This window comes from [Borrelia] turdi, assembly GCF_030439285.2.
GTDB lineage: Bacteria > Spirochaetota > Spirochaetia > Borreliales > Borreliaceae > Borreliella > Borreliella turdi.
In genome coordinates, this window is the sequence record NZ_CP124018.1 from 758282 (window position 1) to 780183 (window position 21902).

General features: G+C 28.6%; 17 protein-coding genes. 10 read left to right on the plus strand and 7 right to left on the minus strand.

Going from position 1 to position 21902, the window contains the following annotated elements:
- Window positions 1-2 precede the first annotated feature (2 nt).
- Together pgsA and QIA31_RS04175 are read left to right on the plus strand one after the other, a co-directional pair.
- Window positions 3-623 (plus strand): CDP-diacylglycerol--glycerol-3-phosphate 3-phosphatidyltransferase, encoded by a 621-nt coding sequence (gene pgsA, locus QIA31_RS04170; RefSeq protein ID WP_301394360.1) that lies wholly within the window; start codon window positions 3-5, stop codon window positions 621-623.
- Window positions 620-2068 (plus strand): hypothetical protein, encoded by a 1449-nt coding sequence (locus QIA31_RS04175; RefSeq protein WP_301394361.1) that lies wholly within the window; start codon window positions 620-622, stop codon window positions 2066-2068. The genes pgsA and QIA31_RS04175 overlap by 4 nt, the downstream gene beginning before the upstream one ends.
- On the opposite strand, the gene cyaB is transcribed toward QIA31_RS04175, so the two are convergent.
- Window positions 2046-2573, minus strand: a complete 528-nt coding sequence (cyaB, locus tag QIA31_RS04180; RefSeq protein ID WP_151060368.1) for a class IV adenylate cyclase — start codon at window positions 2571-2573, stop codon at window positions 2046-2048. The two genes, QIA31_RS04175 and cyaB, sit on opposite strands and share 23 nt — an antisense overlap.
- A 96-nt stretch (window positions 2574-2669) precedes the next feature.
- Here cyaB and QIA31_RS04185 point away from each other — a divergent pair, with 96 nt between their 5' ends.
- From QIA31_RS04185 to QIA31_RS04200, 4 genes are read left to right on the plus strand one after another with little or no spacing between them, the layout of a single operon-like run.
- A complete protein-coding gene (locus QIA31_RS04185; protein ID WP_301394362.1) occupies window positions 2670-3992 on the plus strand; it encodes a TrkH family potassium uptake protein in 1323 nt (440 codons plus the stop codon).
- 5 nt (window positions 3993-3997) lie between these two features.
- The gene (locus QIA31_RS04190) at window positions 3998-4780 is read left to right on the plus strand and encodes a potassium channel family protein (protein WP_301385858.1); all 783 of its coding nucleotides are present in this window, start codon (window positions 3998-4000) and stop codon (window positions 4778-4780) included.
- Between the two features lie 9 nt (window positions 4781-4789).
- Complete coding sequence (locus QIA31_RS04195) at window positions 4790-5761, plus strand: MinD/ParA family protein (RefSeq protein WP_301385859.1); 972 nt, start codon at window positions 4790-4792, stop codon at window positions 5759-5761.
- Between the two features lie 30 nt (window positions 5762-5791).
- A complete protein-coding gene (locus tag QIA31_RS04200; RefSeq protein ID WP_301385860.1) occupies window positions 5792-7135 on the plus strand; it encodes an ATP-dependent 6-phosphofructokinase in 1344 nt (447 codons plus the stop codon).
- A gap of 16 nt (window positions 7136-7151) precedes the next feature.
- On the opposite strand, the gene QIA31_RS04205 is transcribed toward QIA31_RS04200, so the two are convergent.
- The 5 genes from QIA31_RS04205 to QIA31_RS04225 form a co-directional block, all read right to left on the minus strand.
- Window positions 7152-8483 (minus strand): CoA-disulfide reductase, encoded by a 1332-nt coding sequence (locus QIA31_RS04205; RefSeq protein ID WP_301394363.1) that lies wholly within the window; start codon window positions 8481-8483, stop codon window positions 7152-7154.
- 14 nt (window positions 8484-8497) lie between these two features.
- Entirely contained in the window at window positions 8498-9889 is a 1392-nt protein-coding gene (locus tag QIA31_RS04210; protein WP_301394364.1) for an L-cystine transporter, read from the minus strand.
- A 71-nt stretch (window positions 9890-9960) separates the two neighbouring features.
- Window positions 9961-11553 (minus strand): glucose-6-phosphate isomerase, encoded by a 1593-nt coding sequence (locus QIA31_RS04215; protein ID WP_301394365.1) that lies wholly within the window; start codon window positions 11551-11553, stop codon window positions 9961-9963.
- Window positions 11554-11575: 22 nt separating this feature from the next.
- Window positions 11576-11977: a ParB N-terminal domain-containing protein gene (locus tag QIA31_RS04220; protein ID WP_151060376.1), complete on the minus strand. Its 402-nt coding sequence runs from the start codon at window positions 11975-11977 to the stop codon at window positions 11576-11578.
- 6 nt (window positions 11978-11983) lie between these two features.
- Window positions 11984-14890, minus strand: a complete 2907-nt coding sequence (locus QIA31_RS04225) for a penicillin-binding protein 1A (RefSeq protein WP_301394366.1) — start codon at window positions 14888-14890, stop codon at window positions 11984-11986.
- 309 nt (window positions 14891-15199) lie between these two features.
- Here QIA31_RS04225 and plzA point away from each other — a divergent pair, with 309 nt between their 5' ends.
- Window positions 15200-15985 (plus strand): c-di-GMP-binding receptor PlzA, encoded by a 786-nt coding sequence (plzA, locus tag QIA31_RS04230; RefSeq protein WP_301394367.1) that lies wholly within the window; start codon window positions 15200-15202, stop codon window positions 15983-15985.
- 151 nt (window positions 15986-16136) lie between these two features.
- On the opposite strand, the gene QIA31_RS04235 is transcribed toward plzA, so the two are convergent.
- Complete coding sequence (locus tag QIA31_RS04235; RefSeq protein ID WP_301394368.1) at window positions 16137-17144, minus strand: L-threonylcarbamoyladenylate synthase; 1008 nt, start codon at window positions 17142-17144, stop codon at window positions 16137-16139.
- Between the two features lie 105 nt (window positions 17145-17249).
- On the opposite strand from QIA31_RS04235, the gene QIA31_RS04240 reads away from it, so the two are divergent.
- The 3 genes from QIA31_RS04240 to valS all read left to right on the plus strand — a co-directional run bounded on the left by QIA31_RS04240 (window position 17250) and on the right by valS (window position 21840).
- Complete coding sequence (locus tag QIA31_RS04240) at window positions 17250-18035, plus strand: septal ring lytic transglycosylase RlpA family protein (RefSeq protein ID WP_301394369.1); 786 nt, start codon at window positions 17250-17252, stop codon at window positions 18033-18035.
- 185 nt (window positions 18036-18220) lie between these two features.
- Window positions 18221-19216, plus strand: coding sequence for a tRNA-dihydrouridine synthase family protein (locus QIA31_RS04245; RefSeq protein ID WP_301394370.1), 996 nt, complete (start codon window positions 18221-18223; stop codon window positions 19214-19216).
- Entirely contained in the window at window positions 19213-21840 is a 2628-nt protein-coding gene (gene valS, locus QIA31_RS04250) for a valine--tRNA ligase (protein WP_301394371.1), read from the plus strand. Before QIA31_RS04245 ends, valS begins: the two co-directional genes overlap by 4 nt.
- The last annotated feature ends 62 nt before the right edge of the window (window positions 21841-21902 follow it).

Here is a 21902-nt window from a genome sequence, read left to right on the forward strand (position 1 = left end):
AATTGAATAATTTAATCAAGGTTATTACTCCTAATAAAATAACATTAGCCAGGATTATACTTTCTTTTATTATATTAATTTTATTTTTTTTGGAAAATGTTTTTTCCCCATATTTGTTTTTTGGAATTATTTGGTTTTTAATCATTTTTAATGAATTTACTGACTTTATTGATGGGCACCTTGCAAGAAAATTTGATCTTGTTAGTAATGTGGGTAAAATTTTAGATCCTTATGCGGATGTTTTACAGCATTTAACATATTTTGTTTTTTTCTTTTACAAAGGCATAACCCCTTATTATTTTTTTGTAATATTTATTTATCGTGAAATTTCTATTGGTTTTGTTAGAAATTTAATTATTCAGTTTAATATAGTTCAACAAGCCAATTTTTTGGGAAAATTAAAGTCAATTCTTTATGCTGTTTCTACTTTTGCAAGTCTTTTGTTTTATACTTTAAATCAACTAAGTTTTACAGAGCCGACTCAAAATTTTATTAGCTACATTTTAAATTTTGAATTCAAATTTTTATTTATTGTTCAAACAACGTATGTTTGTGCTGCTTTTTTTGCAATTTTATCATTTTTAGATTATGTATTAATATTCTTTAATGTAAAAAAAATATGAAGACAAATAAGATATTAATTTTGCTATTTTTATTTATAAATCTTTCTTTTATTCAAGCTCAAGTAAATCAAATATTAACAGAAATTAGTCCATTGAGTATTTTAAGCAGAAATGGGAAAGGAAGCGTTTATTTAAAAGTTAGCAAATCTTCTGATTATGTTTTGACTTTAGATAAGAGTTCAAATTCCGATTTTGTTTTTAAAATTTATGATATTTCTAATAAAAAGTACATAACTGATAAAATAAAAAGAAGAGATTTTAAAATAAGATTAGATAAAAATTCTCTTTACGCAATAATATACGTTGGCACTAAAAATGAAAACATAAAGTTTTCGCTTACAGATTTAGATTTTTCAATTTTAAATAGCAATTCCTTGAAAGCTAAAACACCTAAGATTGAAAAAGAAGATTTATTTTTTACTTTAAAAGATTTGCCTGTTTTAAATTTAACCAACAAGCTTAAAAAGCATATATTAAGGATCTATAAAAGCAATATTTATATTGCTTATCAGCTAGAAAATAGCGATGATATTAAAGTTGCTGAGTTTATTGAGAATGTTGGTTGGTTTAATCTTGATTCATCTGTTAATGGAAATATTACTAATATAGTTAATTTTGATTTTTCAATTAATTCAAAAGGAAATTTATATATTGCTTTTGTTACTAAATCGGGCTCTGATTTCGCTAGTGAACTTGTAGTTAAAAAGTTTAATAGTAGAAAATGGATTGATATTAGTCCTGGGTACATAGAAAATTTTGGATCTTTATTAAATATTAGTATTGATTTAAAAGATAGATTGTATTTGACATATTTAAGGGAAATTGAAGGTGAATATAAAATAAATTTAATATCAAATATGGGCTATGGAAGTGTTTGGACTGATGTAATACATTCTTATTTAAGCAAAGGTGATGCTAATGTTAATTCATCAAACATTGGGCTAATATCTGAACCTTTTTTGGGCATTTTTTATAATTATAAGTCAAATAATGAAATTAAATCTGAATTTATTGTAAACAAGGAGAATGCTTGGGTAAATGCAAATATTTCTTCTGTTTATATGGCTAATTTTATTAAAGGTTTTTTTGATTCTAATTTTAATCAAATAATTATGAGTTTTCTTTCTGAGAATAGGCCCATTGTAAGCATTTGTCCTTTGAAAAGCAATAGATGGATTAATATAAGCCCTAATGTTGAAGTGGAAGGTTTAAGTATTGATATTGGGCTTTATAAAAATAATTTGTTTTTAGCTTTTGAAGACAGTAACAATGTGAGATTAATTTATTTTAAAAATAAGAATTGGTATTTTTTAAATAAATTGGAGTATTTTAAGAGTAATGTTACTAGTCCCCAGATTGGAATTTATGGCAATCAAGGGCTTTTAGTTTCTACGTTAAGTACTAATTCCAATGAATTATTTTTTACTTTAGTTTTGCCAATTTAAGTAATTCAAAGTAAGTTCTAGTTTCAAGATTTTCTTTTAAGCCAAATTGATTAATTATATTGATAATTTCTTTTTTTGCTAAATCTATATCATTTTGATTGTTAATTATTTTTTCTATTTCTAAAAAAAATCCAAGATTTTTTATTTCATTTATTTCTATATTTAAATTATTAGTTTGATAAACTAAACTTTTTTTTATCTTTTTGTATAGTTTTTTAAATTTAAGTTCTTTTATAAGGATTAAAAAATTGTTAACATTATCTATTTTAAATTCTACTTCTTTATTAATTTCTATAGCATTGTTATTGTCTAATATTTTCTTTTTAAATGTAACAATTTTTTCTAGGGTATTTAATTTTCTTATTCTTATAATTTTTTTTAGGTTTGAGTAATAGATGTCAGTTTTTATTTCTTCTTTAATAAACTTGAATTTTTTATTTGCTAACTTGATAATTCTTTTCAACTCTTTTGGGGGAATAAATGCTTTTAATTCTATTTCTAACATATATTAAAAATAATGTAATTATGATAATATTTCAATGTTAAAATATTATGCTATATAAGATAGATTTTTAATAATTTAAACAGCTTTTTGTATGATATGTTGAAATTTGAATTTAGCGATAAGTTTTTACTTTTTAGTTATTTTGTTTTAATTATGCTTATAGGTTCTCTTTTATTAATGCTGCCTATTTCTTGGGGGGGTGATGGCAAATTAGCATACATTGATGCTCTTTTTACTGCTGTTTCTGCTGTAAGTATTACAGGGCTTATAACGGTTAAAATAGAAAGTTTTTCTACTTTTGGATTTATTTTGATAATGTTATTAATTCAACTTGGGGGGCTTGGATTTATAAGTATTACTACTTTTTATTTGCTTATACCTAAAAAGAAAATGAATTTAACAGATGCAAGAATAATAAAGCAGTATTCCCTTTCAAATATAGAATATAATCCTATTAGAATTTTAAAAAGTATATTGTTTATAACTTTTTCAATTGAAATGATAGGTTTAATATTGATACTTATTTGTTTTAAACTTAGAGGGGTTGATATTTCATTTCTAGAGGCTTTATTTACAACAATTTCTGCTTTTTGCAATGCGGGTTTTTCCATGCATTCTGAGAGTATTTACGCATGGAAAGATGTTCCTGAGGCTATAGTTGTGGTTTCTATTTTAATAATTTGTGGTGGGCTTGGGTTTATGGTCTATAGAGATGTAAGGAATACTATTAGGAACAAAAAAAAACTATCACTTCATGCCAAAATAGTTTTTTCTTTAAGTTTTGTTTTAATTATATTTGGTGCAATTTTATTTTTTTTTACAGAGATGCACAAATTAAAAGATGGCTATTCCGTGATTACTTTAATATTTAATTCAATTTTTTATTCGATTAGTACCAGGACAGCAGGCTTTAATTATCTTGATAATTCTTTGATAAGTGGAAGAACTCAAATAGTTTCTTTGCCATTTATGTTTATTGGTGGGGCACCCGGTTCAACTGCAGGAGGAATTAAGATTACGACATTTTTTTTAATTATATTAGCTGTTGTTAAAAATCAAAACGGCAATGGATATATTATTGGGTCTTACAAGGTTTCAATAGACAGTATAAGATTTGCGCTTTTATTTTTTGCAAGAGCTATTTTTATTGTAAGTTTTTCTTTTTTTATGCTTCTTTTTTTTGAGGGCGGATCTGGTAATTGGAAAGTTATTGATTTGGGCTATGAAGTATTTTCTGCTTTTGGAACAGTTGGTCTTTCAGTTGGAGTAACTAGGGATTTGTCATTTTGGGGTAAAGTTATTATAATTTTTACTATGTTTGCAGGACGAATAGGGCTTTTTTCAATGGCTGTTTTTGTTTCAAGAAAGTCGCGTTTTGAAGAATTTACAAGGCCAAGGCAAGATATTTTGGTTGGTTGAAGCATATGAAGACATTTGTTATTATTGGGCTTAGTAATTTAGGAATTCACCTACTTGAAGATTTAAGCAGGCTTGATTGTCAAATTATTATCATAGATACATCTAAAGAGCTTGTTGAAGAATATGATGTGATATCTACAGAAAGCTTTGTTATTGAGCAATTTACTAAAAATGCTTTGAAAAAAATAATTCCCGTAGATACAGATGCTGTTGTGATTGACTTTGATGATGATCTTGGCAAAAGTGCTCTTGTAACCCATTATTGCAATCTTTTAGGTTTAAGGGAAATATGTGTTAAGACAGAAAATAGAGATGATGCTGAAATATTAAAAACTCTTGGTGCAACAAAAATTATATTTCCAAGTAAAGATGCTGCAAGAAGATTAACTCCATTATTAGTGTCTCCTAATCTTTCAACTTATAATATTATTGGGTATGATATTATTGTTGCTGAAACTGTTATTCCTAAAGAATATGTTGGTAAAACTCTTTTTGAGGCTGATCTTAGAAGAGAATGTGGGATTACAGTTATTGCTGTTAGGAATTTAAGTAATTCTAGATATGAATTTGTCGATGGCGATTATTTTTTTTTAAAAGATGATAAAATTGTAATTTGTGGGAAACCAGATAGTATTGAAAATTTTACAAACAATAAAGATTTAATTAAAGATTTAATTTCGGTTTCTAAGGAGGATGAAAGTTTAAATAAAGATACTGAGAAAAAATCAAGATTTGTAGGGATTTTTAATTTTATGAAAATTTTTCAAAAAGATCGTAAGGATAATTAGGACTTAATAATGACTAAAATTATTCCTGTAGCAAGTGGCAAAGGTGGCGTTGGAAAAACATCTTTTGTTGCAAATGTTGGATATAAGCTTTCTACTTTAGGTAAAACCGTAATACTTGTTGACCTTGATCTTGGAGGTTCTAATCTACATACGTGTTTGGGTGTTAAAAATAAGGGCGTGGGCATTGGTTCTTTTATTAATAGAAGGGATAAAAGTTTTTCAGATTTAGTATGTAAAACATCTTATGATAAACTTTATCTTATTCCAGGCGATGCTCTTTATACAGGAACAGCAAATCTTCCTTTTTCTGCTAAAAAAAAGATTATAGAAGCCATTCAAAAAGATCTTGTTGCTGATTTTATTTTTTTAGATTTAGGATCTGGAACTTCTTATAATACAATAGATTTTTATTTAGCATCTTATAGCGGTATAATTGTTACAGTACCAGAAACCCCTTCCATACTTAATGCTTATTCTTTTTTAAAGAATGCTCTTTTCCGTCTTTTATATTTAGGCTTTCCACAAAAAAGTCCTGAGCGAGATTATATTGGTAATTTTTTTAAAGATAAGATTGAAGGAACAAAGCTTGGGTTTAAAGATTTGGTTGTTGGGATTGAATTTATTTCTTTGAGTTCTTCTTTGAAGGTTAAGAAGATGATGAATAATTTTTATCCTAGAGTGGTGTTAAATAGAATAGAAACTAGCGAAGAGATTGCCATGTGTGAAAATTTGATTAATGTTGTTAAAAATAATATTAATATACCAATAGAGTTTATAGGATTTGTGCCTTTTGCAAAAAGTTTTAGAGAGGCTATTAATAATAGAGTACCATTTATTGATTTTGAGAAAAATTCAAAATTGAATAAATATTTTGAATTCATAGCTGGCAATTTAATTAAATCTCCTGTTGAAGGGTCTCCTTATATTTACGATGACATATACGATATGATTAAAGATCAAAGTCAATTTATTAGAAAGTAAATAGGTTATAATACTATAAAGGAGCATTTGGTGTATAGAATTAAAAATGAAAATTTAGATTTTAAAATAGATAGTTTAGGAGAATGCAAGCAAAACAATCCTTTGATTGATTTTTATGCTGGCGAGGGTTCTTCACATTTTGTTAATGAAAAAAATAAAATTAAGTTTAGTGTATATAGAAATGAGGATGAGGGAGATAAATATGAAGATGTTCTTTTAGAGAAAGCCGGGCCTAGAGAAAAAATTTATTTTGTACCCAGACACGTTAAAGCTGCTATTACTACTTGTGGTGGGCTTTGTCCCGGCTTTAATGATGTTATTCGTTCTATTGTGAGAACTTTATGGAAAATTTATGGAGTTCGCAATATTTATGGTGTAAAGTTTGGATATCAAGGTCTTCTTCCTGAGTCAAATTCGCCTTTTATTAATCTTAATCCAGATGTTGTTGATGATATTAATAAATTTGGAGGTACAATTCTTGGATCTTCAAGAGGTGGTATTAAGCCTGTGGAAATAGTTGATACTTTGGAGAGAATGAATATTAATATGATTTTTAATATTGGTGGAGATGGTACTCAAAAGGGGTCTCTTCTTATTGCTGAGGAGATAGAAAGAAGAAATTTAAAAATAGCAGTTGTGGGTATTCCTAAAACCGTGGACAATGATTTTATGTTTGTTCAAAAATCTTTTGGATTCGAGACAGCTGTAGAACAATCTGTTGCAGCTGTTGCTGGTGCTCATTTTGAAGCTAATAGCGCTTATAATGGCATTGGGCTTGTTAAAGTTATGGGACGGGATTCTGGCTTTATAGCTGCTCATACCGCGCTTTCTTCTAATGATGTTAATTTTTGTTTAATTCCAGAGCTTGATTTTGACATAGAGGGTCCTAATGGATTTCTTGTGCATCTTGAAAGACGACTTTTAGAAAAAGAAAGCTTAGAAGAAATTCCCCATGCAGTAATATTGATAGCAGAAGGAGCAGGTCAAAAGTATTTTGATCATTTTCCTCGCAAGAAAGATGATTCTGGGAATTTGCTTTATGAAGATATTGGGCTTTATATTAAGGATAAAATTACAGAATATTTTAAAGCAAAAAATATACAATTTACTCTTAAATACATTGATCCTAGCTATATTATTAGAAGTTCGCCTGCTAATGCTAGCGATTCTCTTTATTGTGCTAGACTTGGGTCAAACGCTGTGCATGCTGCAATGTCTGGTAAGACAAAAATGCTAATTAGTTTGTGGAGTACAAAATTTGTGCATATACCGATTAAGATGGCAGTAATCGACAGAAATAAGGTTAATCCAAATGGTTCTTTTTGGAGAGATGTTCTCTCAAGTACGGGACAGCCGATTAGCATGAAGAATTAAATTAATTAAATTTTTTTTATTTGGCAGCATTTCCAGCAATATTTAATATATCCCAGGCTCTTGAGAATGGTGGAGAATATGAGAAGTCCATCATTCCCAATTCTTTTGTTGTAAGTTTTGAATAAATAGCAATTGATAAAGCATGGATTCTTATTACAGCTCCATTTTTTCCTATTGCTTGTGCTCCAAGGATTATTTTGGTATTCTCCTCATAAATTAATTTAATATAAAGATCTTCTTGGCCTGGATAATAATTTGTATGATTTTTATCCTTTACAAAAATTGTTTTATATTTTATTTGAAGCTTTTGTGCATCTTTTTCTGTAAGCCCTGTTCTTGCAGCTTCTAAAGATAGTATTTTAATTGAAGCTGAGCCCAATGTTCCTCTAAATGGAACACGATTTCCAGCTAAATTTTCACCGACGATTCTTCCAAATTTGTTGGCCGTTGTTGCCAGGGGAATGTATTCATTTTTTTTGCTTACTATATTATAAATAGTTGCACAATCTCCTGCAGAAAAAATATTTTTTATGCTAGTTTCGCCATATTCATTTACAATTATTGCTCCATTTGTAGTAGTCTTAAGCTGATTTTCTAAAAATCCAGTAGCAGGTTTTATTCCAGTAGCAAGTATAACAACATCAGCCTGATAAGTGTTTTTGTTTGTTATTACTCCTTCTACCTTTTTTTCTCCCATTAAACTTTTTACAAACTCGCTTGTATGAAGATCAACTCCTTTTTGTATTAGCTCTTCTTCCATTATTTTAACTATTTCTTCGTCAAAGGAATCTGTTAGTATGTGGTTGTCTAGTTGAATTAATCTTACATTTTTTCTTTTATTTTTTGCTGCTTCTATCATTTCAATTCCAATATATCCAGCACCAATTATTACTATATTTTTAATCTCTTCTTTGTCCATTAAATTTTTTATTTTTTGACCGTCTTCTAAATTTCTCAGTGTATAAAAATTTTCTAGATTGATATTATTGATTGCTGGGATAATAGGTTTTGCACCAGTTGCTATCATGAGTTTGTCGTAAGTATTGTTGAAAATGCTTTTTGTTTTTTGATTTTTTATTACAATTGCATTGCTTTCTGCATTGACTTTGATAACTTCGTGGTTAGTTTTAATAGAGATTCCAGTTTTTTCAAATTCTTCTTGTGTTTTTGAGATCATTGTATTTGGATTGTCAAAAAATCCTCCTATAAAGTAGGGTAGGCCACAAGCTCCAAAAGATACAATATTTGTTTTTTCATATATAGTAATGTCTAGTTTTTTGTTTAAGCGTTTTGCTTTGGCTGCTGCACTAGTTCCTGCTGCTGTGCCCCCAATAATTATTATTTTCATAATTGTTTTTCCATTTATTTATTTATTAACTCTTTTTTGTTGTATATATTTGGGTTGAGTTGCTTAAGCCTTTTAGCAGATATAACCCCGGCAAGCATTGAACCGCTTACATTAAGAGCTGTTCTTCCCATGTCAATTAAAGGTTCAACAGATATTACAAGTCCTACCAAGCCTACTGGAAAGTTCATTGCTGAGAGCACCATTAGTGAAGCTGTTGTTGCACCCCCGCCAGCTCCAGCAGCTCCAAATGAAGTTATTATTATTAATCCAAGAAGTGTGAGTATAAATAAAGTATCTGTAGGGTTTATTCCTTGAGTTGGTGCTATCATTATGGCAAGCATAGCGGGGTGAATTGCTGCGCAACCATTTTGCCCAATTGATGTTCCAAAGGAGCTTGATAAGTTTGCTATTCCTTCGCTTACTCCTAGGTTTTTAGTTTGAATTTCTATATTAATAGGTATAGCTGCAGCACTAGATCTAGATATGAATGCAAATGTTAGTGCTGGAAATATTTTTTTTATAAAAGTAATTGGGTTTAATTTGTTTATTGCAATTAATGTCATATGCATAAGAAATGTAAGGCCTATGGCAATGTAGGAAGCAATTACAAATTCTCCAAGTTTTATTATGCTTTTAATTTCGCTGGTTGCTGTAATTTTTGTTATTAAAGCTAATATAGCATAAGGTGTTAGCTTTAAAATTAAAGTTACTATTCCTAATATTGTGTCTTGAAGCGTTAATATTATTTTTTTAAAAAATTCTATTGATTCTGGTTTTTTGATAGATGTTTTAAGGGCAGCTATTCCTATGATAGCTGACAAGATCACAACTCCAATTGTTGAGCTTTTTCTAAGTCCGGCCATATCTTCAAATATATTCTGTGGAATAAGCTCTGCGATTTTTTTTGTAATTGGTGTTTGATTTAATATTTCAAGGCCTTTTTGTAATGTTTCACCTTGTAAAATTTCGCTCGCTTCTGCTTGCAGTCCTTCAGCTGTTAATCCTAATATTAAAGCAGTGAAAATGCCAATTACAGCAGCAATGCTTGCTGTAAATACTAGTACTAATATTACAAATAAGCTCATTTTCCCAACATCTTTACTGTTGGTTAATTTTATTATTGCAGATATTATTGATGTTATTATTAAAGGGGTTACAATCATTTTAAGAAGTCTTACGTATCCATCACCCAAAATATTTATCCAATTGACAGTTTCGTTTGTTATAGATGAATTTGTGCCATAAAAATATTGGATAGTCATTCCAAATGCTATTCCTAGCCCTAACGATATAAACACTCTTTTTGTAAAAGAAACATTTTTTCTTTTACAAAGATAAATTATGCTTATTAGAATAAACATAGCCACAATATTGATCAATGTATATAATATACTTACCTTATCCATTCTTACCTCTTGTATAAGCTTAGTGCATTCTTTTTTAAACTTAAGGGTATATATTTAAAATTTAAAATTAATTAATCTTGTTTTAATATTTTTTTAGAATAAGATTCTATTATTTCATCTTCAGAGGTGTCATTTTTTAAAATTTGATTAGCAAGAATTTTTCCCAGTTGAACCCCTTCTTGGTCGAATGAGTTTATATTTAATAAAAATCCTTCAAACATTACTTTATTTTCATAATGGGAGAGTATTGACCCTACTGTATAAGGTGTTAATTCTTTTGAATATATTAATGCAGAAGGTCTCTCACCTTTAAAATTTTTATTTTTATTGCTATTTTCTTTTCCTTTTGAAAATGCTATTATTTGGGCTATTAAATTTGCTTTTAGTTTATCATTACTTGAGCTATTATCAAATATTACATCTTCTTTAAGTTGTGTTTCACTAAAGCCTATGAAATCCATTGGAACTATATCTGTTCCTTGATGAAGCATTTGAAAGAATGAGTGTTGAACATCTGTTCCAATGCCCCCCCAAATTATTCTTACAGTCTTATAGTTTATTGTTTCGTTAAATCTGTTTACACTTTTTCCATTGCTTTCCATTTCAAGCTGTTGTAAGTGAAGATAAAAATTTTCCATTGCCTTAGAATAAGCAATGATGCAGTTGCTACTGTAGTTGAGAACATTTCTTTCGTATATACTAATTAGTGCTGCTAATAGAGGTGCATTATCTTTTACGTTTTTATTTAATGATTTTTTATCAGTTTTATTGGCCCCTTTTATAATTTCTTTTACAATTTTTTCTGTAAAGCAAAGAGTAAGTAGCGTAAGCCCAACTGATGATGTTGGAGAAAATCTTCCACCTATTGAATCGTGCATGAAGAAATGTTTAAGATATCCTTTTTCCTCTAGTGCTAACATGCTATTCTTTAGTGTTATGATGGCTATTTGTTTTTTATATTCTTTTATGCCATTTAATTTTAATTTGTTTATTAAAAATTGCATATTAGCTTTGGTTTCTAATGTGTTTCCACTTTTTGAGACAATAATAAAAAGCGTTTCATCAACATTAATGCTATTTAACACTTCTTCTGATTCGTCTGGATCAATGTTTGAAATAAAATAGCCATTCATTAAAGCCAGATTGTGTTTTTTTGCATAATTTTTTATTGAGCTATAAAGCGCTTTAGGTCCTAGGCTGGATCCACCAATTCCTATTTGAACTACATTTTTAAACTTTTTACCATTTGCACTTTTAATATTTCCAGAATGGATTTGCTTTGCAAAATTATATATTTTTTCAAGTTCTGATTGGAAAAATTCCCCCATATTTTCTTTATTGTCTTCTATTACGTCCTTACCAATTTGTCCTCTTGTAAGGTGATGTAGGACTTTTCTATTTTCACTAATATTGACTCTTTTCCCATCAAGTACTTCTTTATATTTTTCTATTAAATTTGCTTCATCGCTTAAATTTTGAAAAATTTTAAGGTGGTTTTCATTAATTTGCTTTGAAGCATAATTGTAATGCACCTTATCTCCTTCTAGTGTAATGTCGTACTCTTTTATTCTTTTTTCAGTTAATGCGGTTTTTAGCATTTCTGGAGCAATTCCTTCAAGAACTTTGAAATTTTCAAGTTCATTAAGATTTTTGTAATTTATCATAAACACACCCCTTTTCTATGGTTTAAATTTTTCTATTTTTTCTTTTCCATATGTTTTTAATTTTTAAGATAATAAATTTAAGGAATCTTATTATTAAATTACTTTCAGAATAAATTTTTAAGTAGGCTTCACCTTCGTTTGCTTCACTTTTTGTAAATGATTTTCTGACATTATTTTCATCAAGCTCAATTTCAAGTAAAGTTTTTTTGTTTTCAATTGAGATTACCTTTACCTCAGCTTCTTTATATCCGATTTCTTTTAAGGCTTGATATCTTCTAAATCCCGCTATTAAATTTTTATTTTTATCTATTATTATTGGATAAATTAATCCATGCTTTATAATACTGTTTTTAAGAGTTTCAATGTCTCCTACATTTTTTCTAATTCTTTTTTTTATTTTTATTTGATCTATATCTATTAACATATTGTTTTAATCCAATTGGATATCTTCTCCGTTGACGTCTTTATTGTTAATTTTCTTATTTTCATTGTTGTGTAAATCTAATTCTTTTTTGTCTTGTTCTTCTGTTTTTCTTTCATTAACAATGACTTCGTCTTTAATTTCTTTGGTGTTTTTAATAAACATTTCTTCTTTGTTATCGTTGTTAATGTTTGTTGGACCTTGTTGTAAATTTTTATTTTCTATTCCATTTAAGGGTTCTTGAATGTTAATTTCTATTTCATCTTTATTTTTATTATTATTATTTAGGCTTTCAAGATTATTATTATTTAGGCTTTCAAGATTATTATTATTATTTAGGTTTTCAAGATTATTATTATTATTTAGGTTTTCAAGATTATTATTATTATTTAGGTTTTCAAGATTATTATTATTATTTAGGTTTTCAAGATTATTATTATTTAGGTTTTCAAGATTATTATTATTTAGGTTTTCAAGATTATTATCAAGATATTCAAATTCTGGAGTGTCAAAATTAATTTCATTGTTGTTAATCTCATCAATTCCATATATATTAAATTCCATTGTATTTTTAAATTCCAATTTATTTTCATAATATTTTGATTTTTCAATTGGTTGGGTGCCAGAAATAAATAGTTCATTTATTATTTTCTCCTCAGCAATTTCTTCTGGTAATAGTCCTGTTTCTGCTTGTACGGGGATACTAATTATTCCTGAAGGTTTTACAAAAACTTTTTTAGGTAGGTTTTTGTGATATTCTGCCATGAATTCTCCCCAACTAGGCCCCGCCAATCCTGTTCCTGTTCCAGATATTCCTAGTGAATATCCTTTTTTGTCAAATCCAACCCAAAATGCTGTTGTTATATAAGGGGAGTATCCTATTGCCCATCCGTCTGCCCAATTTTGGGTTGTTCCTGATTTTCCAGCAATGTCAGATTTAAAATTTTTGAGATTTGTATATCTTTGATTTGCTAAGGTTCCGTATTGAATTGTTGATTTCATCATATCTGTAATGATATAAGCAGTTTGAGGAGACACTATTTGAGTTTGATGTTCTTTATTTTTTATTTTAGCTAATATGTTTGCTTCTTCATTTGTTATTATTCTTCCAGTTCTGTCCTCAATGTATCTTATTCCATAAGGTTCAATTTCGTTACCACTATTTCCTAAAATTGCAAAGGCTCTTGCCATTTGGATTGGAGAAACTGATATTACACCGAGTGCTAGTGGGTAAACTTTTGGGAATGTTTTTTCTATTTCTTTTGGATCTTTTATTCCTAGTAGTTTTGAGGAGTAGCTAATCGCAGAGTCAAAACCTAGTTTGTCTAATATTCTCAATGATGGAATATTTAAAGACAAAGCTAATGCTTGTCGTGTTAAAACGTTACCTCGCCATTTGCCACCATAATTTTCTGGAGCATAAACTTCTCCGTTTTTATTTAGAAATGCTACCGGGGAGTCTGAAAACATCGTGGCAGCTGTTATTTTTTTTAGATCTATTGCGGCTGCAAAATATAATGTTTTAAATGCACTTCCAGGTTGAACTTTTGCTTGTGTGGCTCGATTAAATTCATTGTCTTTAGCATGGCCACTTCCTCCAACCATTGCTCTTATTGCTCCGCTTGTTGTGTCTATTGCTATCATTGCTCCTTCAGGCTGTGCAATGAGTTTTGGTGTTAATTTATTTTTAATAATATATTCTTTTGTTGCCTTATCTATTTTATCAATTCCAAGTATTGCCCCAAAGCTTGCAATTAGATCAATATTGTCTTCGTAAAATTTTCTTTTTCTTAATTTTTTATATTGCCTTCCATTTATTCTTAAATTTTTAATTCCTAATAAATCTGATATTGCATCTACTACAGGGACAATTTCTGAATTAATAATTATTGTTTCAGATGATCTATTTAAATTGTGCATTGTTCTTGCTTTAGTAATCATATCGTTTGTAACTTTATCTGCATATTTTTGTGCTTCAAGGTCAAGAGTTGAGTATATTGAGTATCCGTCTTTATATATATTTGCGCCATCTGGTAAATATTTTAGTATTTTTTGTCTTATGTATTCAGAGAAATAAGGGGCCTGGTCTTTTTTGTTTGAAACTGCAGATGTATCAGCCATTCTAGTCCAATCATAATTTTGCCAATATTCATTAAATTCTTTTTCGGCAATTTCGGCTTTTACTATTCCATTTGATACAACCTGGTTTAAAACCGCACGCTGTATTTTTTTTGAAAATTCTGGATTGTAAAGAGGAGAATAAAGTTTTGCATTTGGGAGTTGGATTATCATCATCACGGATTCTGCTGTATTGATTTTATTTACGCTTTTGCCAAAAAAGAATTTTGATGCTGCAACTATTCCATAGTTGCCGTTTCCAAAATAAACTTTATTAAGGTACTTTTCTAGTATTTCGTATTTTGAGAGTTTTTTTTCAAGTTGAATTGCCCACCATATTTCATGTAATTTTCTCAAAATAGATCTTCTTGCTTGATTTGTGTAGAGAAGCTTTGCAAGTTGTTGGGTTAGTGTGCTGCCTCCTGAAAAATATCTACCAAGAATAATATTAAATGCGGCTCTAAATATTCCTATCAAGGAAAAACCTCGATGAGAAAAAAAACCAATATCTTCTCGTATTAAGAGTGTATTAATTAGATTGTCAGGCATTTTTCTCAAAGGCATTAATTCTCTATTCTCATCAGATATAAATTGAGTTATTTGTTTTCCATTGATATCTAAAAGCCTTGAAGGAATTGCTGGGTTTACATATCCGAAATTTTTATCTTTTTGTATGTTTATAGTCTTAGATATTGCTAATGACACTGCGATAATAGAAAAACTAACTGTGAAACATGTTAAATAAATAAGTAGTTTATGCTTATTTATTTTTTTCAAATTAATCCTATTTAATTTCATACTTTTTACTAAAGTATACTATAAGTGTATAAGAATTAATAATATTATAAGTTGATTGTTATAGTGTAAAATTACTGTTATAATTTTACACTATGTAAACATCATTTTTAATTTTATTAATTAAACAAATGCTGTATGTTGTAAGTTATAAGAGTTGGGTGATGTTATGTTTTGATTTTAAGAGTAGATTTATTGATTGTTGATTAAGTTTGTTTATAATTTTATTGGTTTAAAGCTATTTAAAGCAGTTTTAAACTCCGTTTAGTATTTTTATTTTTTATATTAAAAAAAAGGAGAAAGGAGAGGTTTATGCTTTTATCTAGAAAAATAAGAGATTATGGAGCTAAGTATAGGGGCAAAGAAATTAAAATGAGTACAGAGATAAATAGTTTTTTAAATCTTCGCAATACTATTGAGATGAAGATAGGTGTTTATTCTGCGCTTGGAGTAATTTATTCTATTTCTATGGATTCTCTTAAGCTTATTTTTCAAGAAGATACTGTATTGCCCGCTTTGGCTAAAAATAAAAATTTAGGCTCTATTCAACTTAAGAAAAATTCAGATTCCAAGAATAGCGCGGCTTTTTTTCCCTTTTTGTCTGTAAAACTGTTAAGCGCCTCTGCTTATTCTTCTCAAGATAAAGAATACAATTTATTAACGTTGGAATTTTTATCTCCTGTGCCAGAAGAGATTGCTATTAAGGTTGGAAAACTTCTTGATTTAAAACTTGGGCAAAATCAAAGAATTCATGAGAGAATTATTGTTGATAAAGACTCTATTAGAAAGTTAAAAATCGACTCTGATAAAGCTTTTATCAAGTTTAATGGATTAAAACATAAATGCTTAATAAAAGATTTATCTTATGGGGGTGCTTTAATAATTTCTTATTTTGATTATGGGAATGTCAAAGATGATTCAATTGATTTGATTTTTAGTTTTGAATTTATGGATAAAGAGATTTTTATTGAGGGTAAATCAAAAAGTTTAAGTGTTATTCAGACGCCCAATGGAAAGGTTTTTGCGCTTGGTATTGCTTTTGATGAGGACAAAATACCCCTTGAATATACTATGCTAATCCATGATTATTTTAATTAGTCAAAAGATTGAATTTCTTATTTTTGTAATAACTTGGGTTAAGTTTGTTTGATTGGTAATTTACTGGTTTGTTAAGGTTGTGTGGGGAAGAAGTTTGTTGTACTATGTTTTAGACGATTTAAATTCTTAAAAGAATAATTTAGCTTTATTTTTATTTAATAAATCTATTTGAACTAGCTTTTTTGATTCTATTGTTTATCGAGTATCCAAGTTCTTCGTCTTTTAAGAATTCACTAAGGATTTGTTTATAGTTGTTCTCAGAATTGACTAACTCTTTGTAAAGATTTTGTGCATATTCTTCAAGAGTATTAAATACCGTAATATTTTTTTTATCCCACAAAAAGTTAAATAAATAGGATTTTAGAGTAGGTTTTGTGATAAGTATTTTTGTATCTTTGTTTAAATATCTTCTTATGTTGTCTTGACTTTTAAATAAATAGACAGGAATTTTTGGTTTGTAATGTTCTATTACGTTGCCGGGTGATTTTTCTAATTCTATTTTTGTTTGTGCATAATTTACTGTATATTTTCCTTTTAGCTCTTTTTCTATCATGTTTTTTGTTATTGCGCCCGGTCTTAATATTAGCACATTATCTTTTGGGTCAAATCCAATTACAGTTGATTCGATTCCAATGTTAAAGTCTTTGCTTTTTTCTGTCTTTATTATTCCCTTTACAAGTCCATTTAATTCTTTTAAGGCCATTTCAAAGTTTGTTGAGCTAGGTCTTTTTGATATATTTGCAGATGGCGCTACTATGGGGACTTTAGATGTTTTGATTAAGTTTAAAGCTATTTTATTTGCAGGAATTCTTATTGCCACTGTGTCTAAGTTTCCACTTACAAATCTGGATATCTTTACAGATTTTTTAAGAACATAAGTTAAAGGGCCTGGACTAAATCTTTTAATTAGCATTAGTGCACTTTTGGGAATATATTCGGATAATTCTTTTATTTTTTTTACTGTGTCGACGTGTACTATCAAAGGATTGTTAATAGGTCTTTTTTTTACTAAAAAAATCATTTTTACAGCATCTTCATTGTAAGCATTCGCGCCAATTCCGTAAACGGTTTCTGTTGGGAACACAACAAGCTCTCCTGTTTTGATAAGCTTTGCTGCTTTTTGTATTTGATTGCTGGTGATTATTTCTGTTGATATCATTTTTTAGACTTTTTTCTTTTTATAATTAAATCAAAAAAAATGCAAATAAGCAATTTGTGAGTTCAATTGTTTATTGAAATATGTTTTTATATTATAATGAACATTATGAGAAATTTAATTGATGCCATCTTAAGAGATAATAGAAGCTTTATTTTTCTGTTTATATTTTTTTTTGTTACTTCTTATATAAATTCCGCTACAGTAGGTCTTGCTTCATGGTATGGCGAAGCTTTTCATGGTAAAACTACTGCTAATGGCGAAAAATTTGATATGATGGCTCTTACTGCTGCTCACAAAGAATTACCTTTTAACACTGCTGTAAAGGTTACAAATCTTTTAAATAATAGATCAGTTGTTGTAAGAATTAACGATAGAGGTCCTTTTAGGAAAGATAGAATAATCGATTTATCAAAACATGCCGCTGAGAAGCTTGATTTTTTAGGAATAGGGGTTGCTCCTGTAAAAATCGAAGTCATTGAAAGTGTAAATGAAAAAAGACCTTCTGTATCAAAATCTGGTGATTTTAAAAAAGCATTTAATACTCCTGAGATTGAAGAAGAAGAGAAAACTAGGCAATCAGAGAAGAATATTTCTATTGATAAATCTCCAAATTTGTCAGTCGATTATTCAATTTCTGCTGACAAAGAAATAGATTTTTATATACAAGTTGGATCTTATAGAAAAAAAGATTATGCTAATAGAGCTTATCGAATATTGAAAAAAGCAGGTCTTTTTGTTGTGGTAAATTCTCATGGGCCGTTTTATACTGTTTTTATTCCTACGAGTGCTGATAATGTTCAAAGAAATATAGAGTTGATTAAATCTGCTGGATATAAAGATACTTTAGTAAGAAAGACCAGGGTTCCAGGCGAGAGTCTTGTTATGGATTAATTTTTAAATTTTTTTATAAAAATTGTTTATCTACTTTTTAAAATTTTACGATGACATTTATTGTCAATTCTTTTATAGTGGTTTTTTATTCTAAAAATTGCAATGTTTTTTAAAAAAAATTTAAATCTATTAAGCAACTGTTTTGTTTTGATTAAAGTTCTATTTTATTATTATATAGTTATTTTATGAAGTTTTTATTTGATATTCCTCTTCCAATTATGATTTTGGCCCCAATGGAGGATGTTACCGATACTGTTTTTAGAAATTTAATTCACTTAATAGGATCTGGAGAAGGAGAGCCCCATATTTATTTTACTGAATTTATTTCTGCAAAAGGAATTTTAAATGGTTCAAAACAATCTATTCAGCATATTTTTTTAAAGCCCAATGAACTTAATCGGCCTTTAATTGCTCAAATTTGGGGCAATATTCCCGAGCAATTTTATAGAGCAATAGAAATATTAGGAGGCAAGGGGTTTTGGGGGATTGATATTAATATGGGTTGTCCTAAGAGTAAGATAATTAAAAAAGGAGTTTGTTCAGCTTTAATTAATAATAAATCTTTGGCTAAAGAAATAATCCTAGCAAGCAAAGAAGCTTGCGCGAGATTTAATTTACCCCTTAGTGTTAAAACCAGGCATGGATTTTTATATCCAGAAGTTGATGATTGGCTAGGCTTTTTGTTGGGCTTTGGAATTGATATGTTAACGGTTCATCCAAGACTTGCCGTTAATCAGAGCGAAGGTCCTGTTAATTTTGATATTTTTTATAAACTTGTTAAATTGCGAAATGATATTAGTCCTTCTACTCTGATTATTGGCAATGGGGATGTTTTGAGTCTCAAGGATGCTAGATATTATGTTGATAAATATTTAATTGATGGAATTATGTTTGGTCGTGGAATTTTTAAGAATTTAAATTTATTCAAATTCTCTTCAAAACACTTTTTGGATAGTAATTTAAATTTTAGGTTAAATATATTAAAATTCCATATAAAGGATTTTCATGCTACTTGGGAGCTTGGAAAAGATTTTAATAAACTTAAAAAATATTTTAAGATATATTTTACTGAGAAGGAAAAACAGAGTAAGTATTTCTCAAATCTTATAAATTCAAAAACTTATGAAGAGCTTTTTGAAAATTTAAACGTTATTGATATGGTAGGAGATTTAAAACAATGAATTGTATATCTCTTGAAAAATATGATTCTAAGGCATTTGAAGATGAAATTTATAGCAAGTGGCTTAAAAATAATGTTTTTTTTCCAGACAATTCTTTATTTAAAAAATTTAGTATGGTTGCGCCTCCTCCTAATGTTACTGGTATATTGCACATGGGGCACGCTCTTAATTTTGTTTTACAAGATGTTCTTGTAAGGTATAAAAGAATGAAAAAACACAATACTTTGTGGCTTTTTGGAACAGATCATGCAGGAATAGCAACACAGGCTGTTTTTGAAAGACATCTTAAAAATATTGGTAAAAGTAAGGATGATTTTGAAAGAGAAGAGCTTGTTCGAGAAATTTTTAAATTAAAAGATAAGCATAGAAGCATAATTGTTAATCAGATAAAAAAACTTGGGGCGTCTTATGATCACTCAAGAGAAAGGTTTACTCTTGATGAGAGTCTTTGCAAGGCTGTTAACAGGGTTTTTAAGGATTTATATTCTAAGGGCTTGATTTATAGGGGTGAGTATCTTGTTAATCTTGATCCTGGATCTGGCAGTGTTGTTAGTGATGAAGAGATTGAATACAAAGAAATTGATGGTAAAATTTATTTTGTTAAATATTTTATTGATGATTCTTCTTTTATTGAGATTGCAACAACTAGACCCGAGACGATGTTTGGGGATACTGCTATTGCTGTTAATCCCAATGATGAGAGATATAAGTCTTTAGTTGGCAAAGATGTTACTATTCCTTTGACAACTAAAAAAATAAAAATTATTGCAGATTTTTATGTTGACAGTACCTTTGGTACTGGGGCTTTAAAAGTTACTCCTGCACATGATCCTAATGATTTTGAAATTTCAAAAAGACATAATATTCCTAAGGTTAATATTTTAACTCAAGATGGGAAACTTAATAAAAATGTTCCTTTACAGTATCAAGGATTAAGGATAAAGGATGCAAGATCTAAAATAGAGATAGAATTAATGGAAAAAGGATTTTTACAATGTGTTAAAAAACATAGACAACAGGTTGGTCATTGTTATCGATCGGGTGAGGTTATTGAACCTTATTTGTCTACTCAGTGGTTTGTGAGTATGAAGCCCTTAGCAGACAAAGCGTTAAAGGCTTTAGAGAATGGTGAATTAAAATTTTATCCTAAAAAGTGGGAAAATACATATAAATATTGGTTATCAAATATTAGAGATTGGTGTATATCAAGGCAGCTTGTTTGGGGACATAGAATACCAGCTTGGTACAATATTGATACATCTGAGATTGTTGTTAGTGATACTGATCCTTCTTTAGATGAAAAGAATAAGGGCAAGAGGTTTATTCAAGATCCAGATGTTCTTGATACTTGGTTTTCTTCTTGGCTATGGCCTTTTTCTTCGCTTGGATGGCCTGATGATGCTGTTGATTTTAAAAATTATTATCCAACAAATACCTTGATTACAGCTTACGATATAATATTTTTTTGGGTTGCAAGAATGGTAATGGCGGGATTAGAATTTACAGGGCAAATTCCTTTTAAAGATGTTTATATTACCCCTCTTTTGCGTGATAAACAAGGTAAAAAAATGTCAAAGTCTTTAGGCAATGGAATAGATCCTCTTGACATTATTCATAAGTATGGAAGTGATTCTTTGAGATTTACTTTATCTTTTTTATCTGTTCAAGGTCAAGATTTAAATATTGATGCTAAAGATTTTATGCTTGGAGCTAAATTTGCAAACAAAGTTTTTAATGCTTCTAAATTTATTCTTTTAAATTTAAAAAATAGAGAAATAGTAAATGATTTGAAATTTAATGACATTGACAAATGGTTGCTTACAAGCTTAAATTCAACCATTCTTGGCGTAGAGTCTTCTTTTTCAAATTATAAATACAATGAAGCTTCAAAATTTGTTTACGAGTTTTTTTGGAATGATTTTTGTGATTGGTATATTGAAATTAGTAAAATTGATTTGAATAGTGAAAATGTTGATATTCAGAATATGGCTGTTTCTAAGTTGTTATTTTTTCTTAAAAAAGCATTGTTAATTTTACATCCGTTCATTCCTTTTGTTACAGAAAAAATTTTTTCTGAATTTTCAGAAAAAGGAGATATTTTAGCCTTAAGTGAATATCCAAGTTTTGATATTGCTAACAATTTTCAAGAAGAATTTGAAAGTTTTAAAGTATTTAAAACTTTTATTGTGGCTGTTAGAACACTTAAGAGTGAATTTAATATATCTTCTAGTGTTGAGATCGATGTTGCTTTGAAGTTTGATGCTGACTTTAAATATGAGAGATACTTTAGGGCCAATGAAAGCATTGCAAAAAAGATGATTAATTTTAAAAATATATTTTATAATGAAAATTATGATGATATGCTTGGTGTGCCTGCAGTTGGTTTTGAAATTTATGCAGATGTTAGGTCATTAATAAATAAAACTAAGGAGTTAATAAGGCTTAAAAAGCAGCTTGAAAAGTATAAAATGCTTAAGATTTCTGTTTCAAAGAAACTTGAAAATGAAAATTTTTTAATGAATGCTCCTAAAGAAATTATTGAATCTGAAAAATTAAAATTTGTAGAATTTTCTTCTTTAATTGATAAGATAAATAGGTATATTATTAATTTAAAAAATCTGTAAAAAAGGTGAAAAATTATTATGTAATTAATTTATTGGGCTAGCCTTTAGCTTTAAGCAAAAAG

What these genes read in the sequence shown, in the direction of transcription:
- QIA31_RS04210 (WP_301394364.1), bottom strand. Translation starts at nt 9,889, where the DNA reads ATGGATAAGGTAAGTATATTATATACATTGATCAATATTGTGGCTATG.
- QIA31_RS04245 (WP_301394370.1), top strand. Translation starts at nt 18,221, where the DNA reads ATGAAGTTTTTATTTGATATTCCTCTTCCAATTATGATTTTGGCCCCA.
- QIA31_RS04215 (WP_301394365.1), bottom strand. Translation starts at nt 11,553, where the DNA reads ATGATAAATTACAAAAATCTTAATGAACTTGAAAATTTCAAAGTTCTT.
- QIA31_RS04220 (WP_151060376.1), bottom strand. Translation starts at nt 11,977, where the DNA reads ATGTTAATAGATATAGATCAAATAAAAATAAAAAAAAGAATTAGAAAA.
- QIA31_RS04205 (WP_301394363.1), bottom strand. Translation starts at nt 8,483, where the DNA reads ATGAAAATAATAATTATTGGGGGCACAGCAGCAGGAACTAGTGCAGCA.
- QIA31_RS04195 (WP_301385859.1), top strand. Translation starts at nt 4,790, where the DNA reads ATGACTAAAATTATTCCTGTAGCAAGTGGCAAAGGTGGCGTTGGAAAA.
- QIA31_RS04190 (WP_301385858.1), top strand. Translation starts at nt 3,998, where the DNA reads ATGAAGACATTTGTTATTATTGGGCTTAGTAATTTAGGAATTCACCTA.
- QIA31_RS04175 (WP_301394361.1), top strand. Translation starts at nt 620, where the DNA reads ATGAAGACAAATAAGATATTAATTTTGCTATTTTTATTTATAAATCTT.
- QIA31_RS04235 (WP_301394368.1), bottom strand. Translation starts at nt 17,144, where the DNA reads ATGATATCAACAGAAATAATCACCAGCAATCAAATACAAAAAGCAGCA.
- cyaB (WP_151060368.1), bottom strand. Translation starts at nt 2,573, where the DNA reads ATGTTAGAAATAGAATTAAAAGCATTTATTCCCCCAAAAGAGTTGAAA.
- valS (WP_301394371.1), top strand. Translation starts at nt 19,213, where the DNA reads ATGAATTGTATATCTCTTGAAAAATATGATTCTAAGGCATTTGAAGAT.
- plzA (WP_301394367.1), top strand. Translation starts at nt 15,200, where the DNA reads ATGCTTTTATCTAGAAAAATAAGAGATTATGGAGCTAAGTATAGGGGC.
- QIA31_RS04185 (WP_301394362.1), top strand. Translation starts at nt 2,670, where the DNA reads ATGTTGAAATTTGAATTTAGCGATAAGTTTTTACTTTTTAGTTATTTT.
- QIA31_RS04240 (WP_301394369.1), top strand. Translation starts at nt 17,250, where the DNA reads ATGAGAAATTTAATTGATGCCATCTTAAGAGATAATAGAAGCTTTATT.
- QIA31_RS04225 (WP_301394366.1), bottom strand. Translation starts at nt 14,890, where the DNA reads ATGAAATTAAATAGGATTAATTTGAAAAAAATAAATAAGCATAAACTA.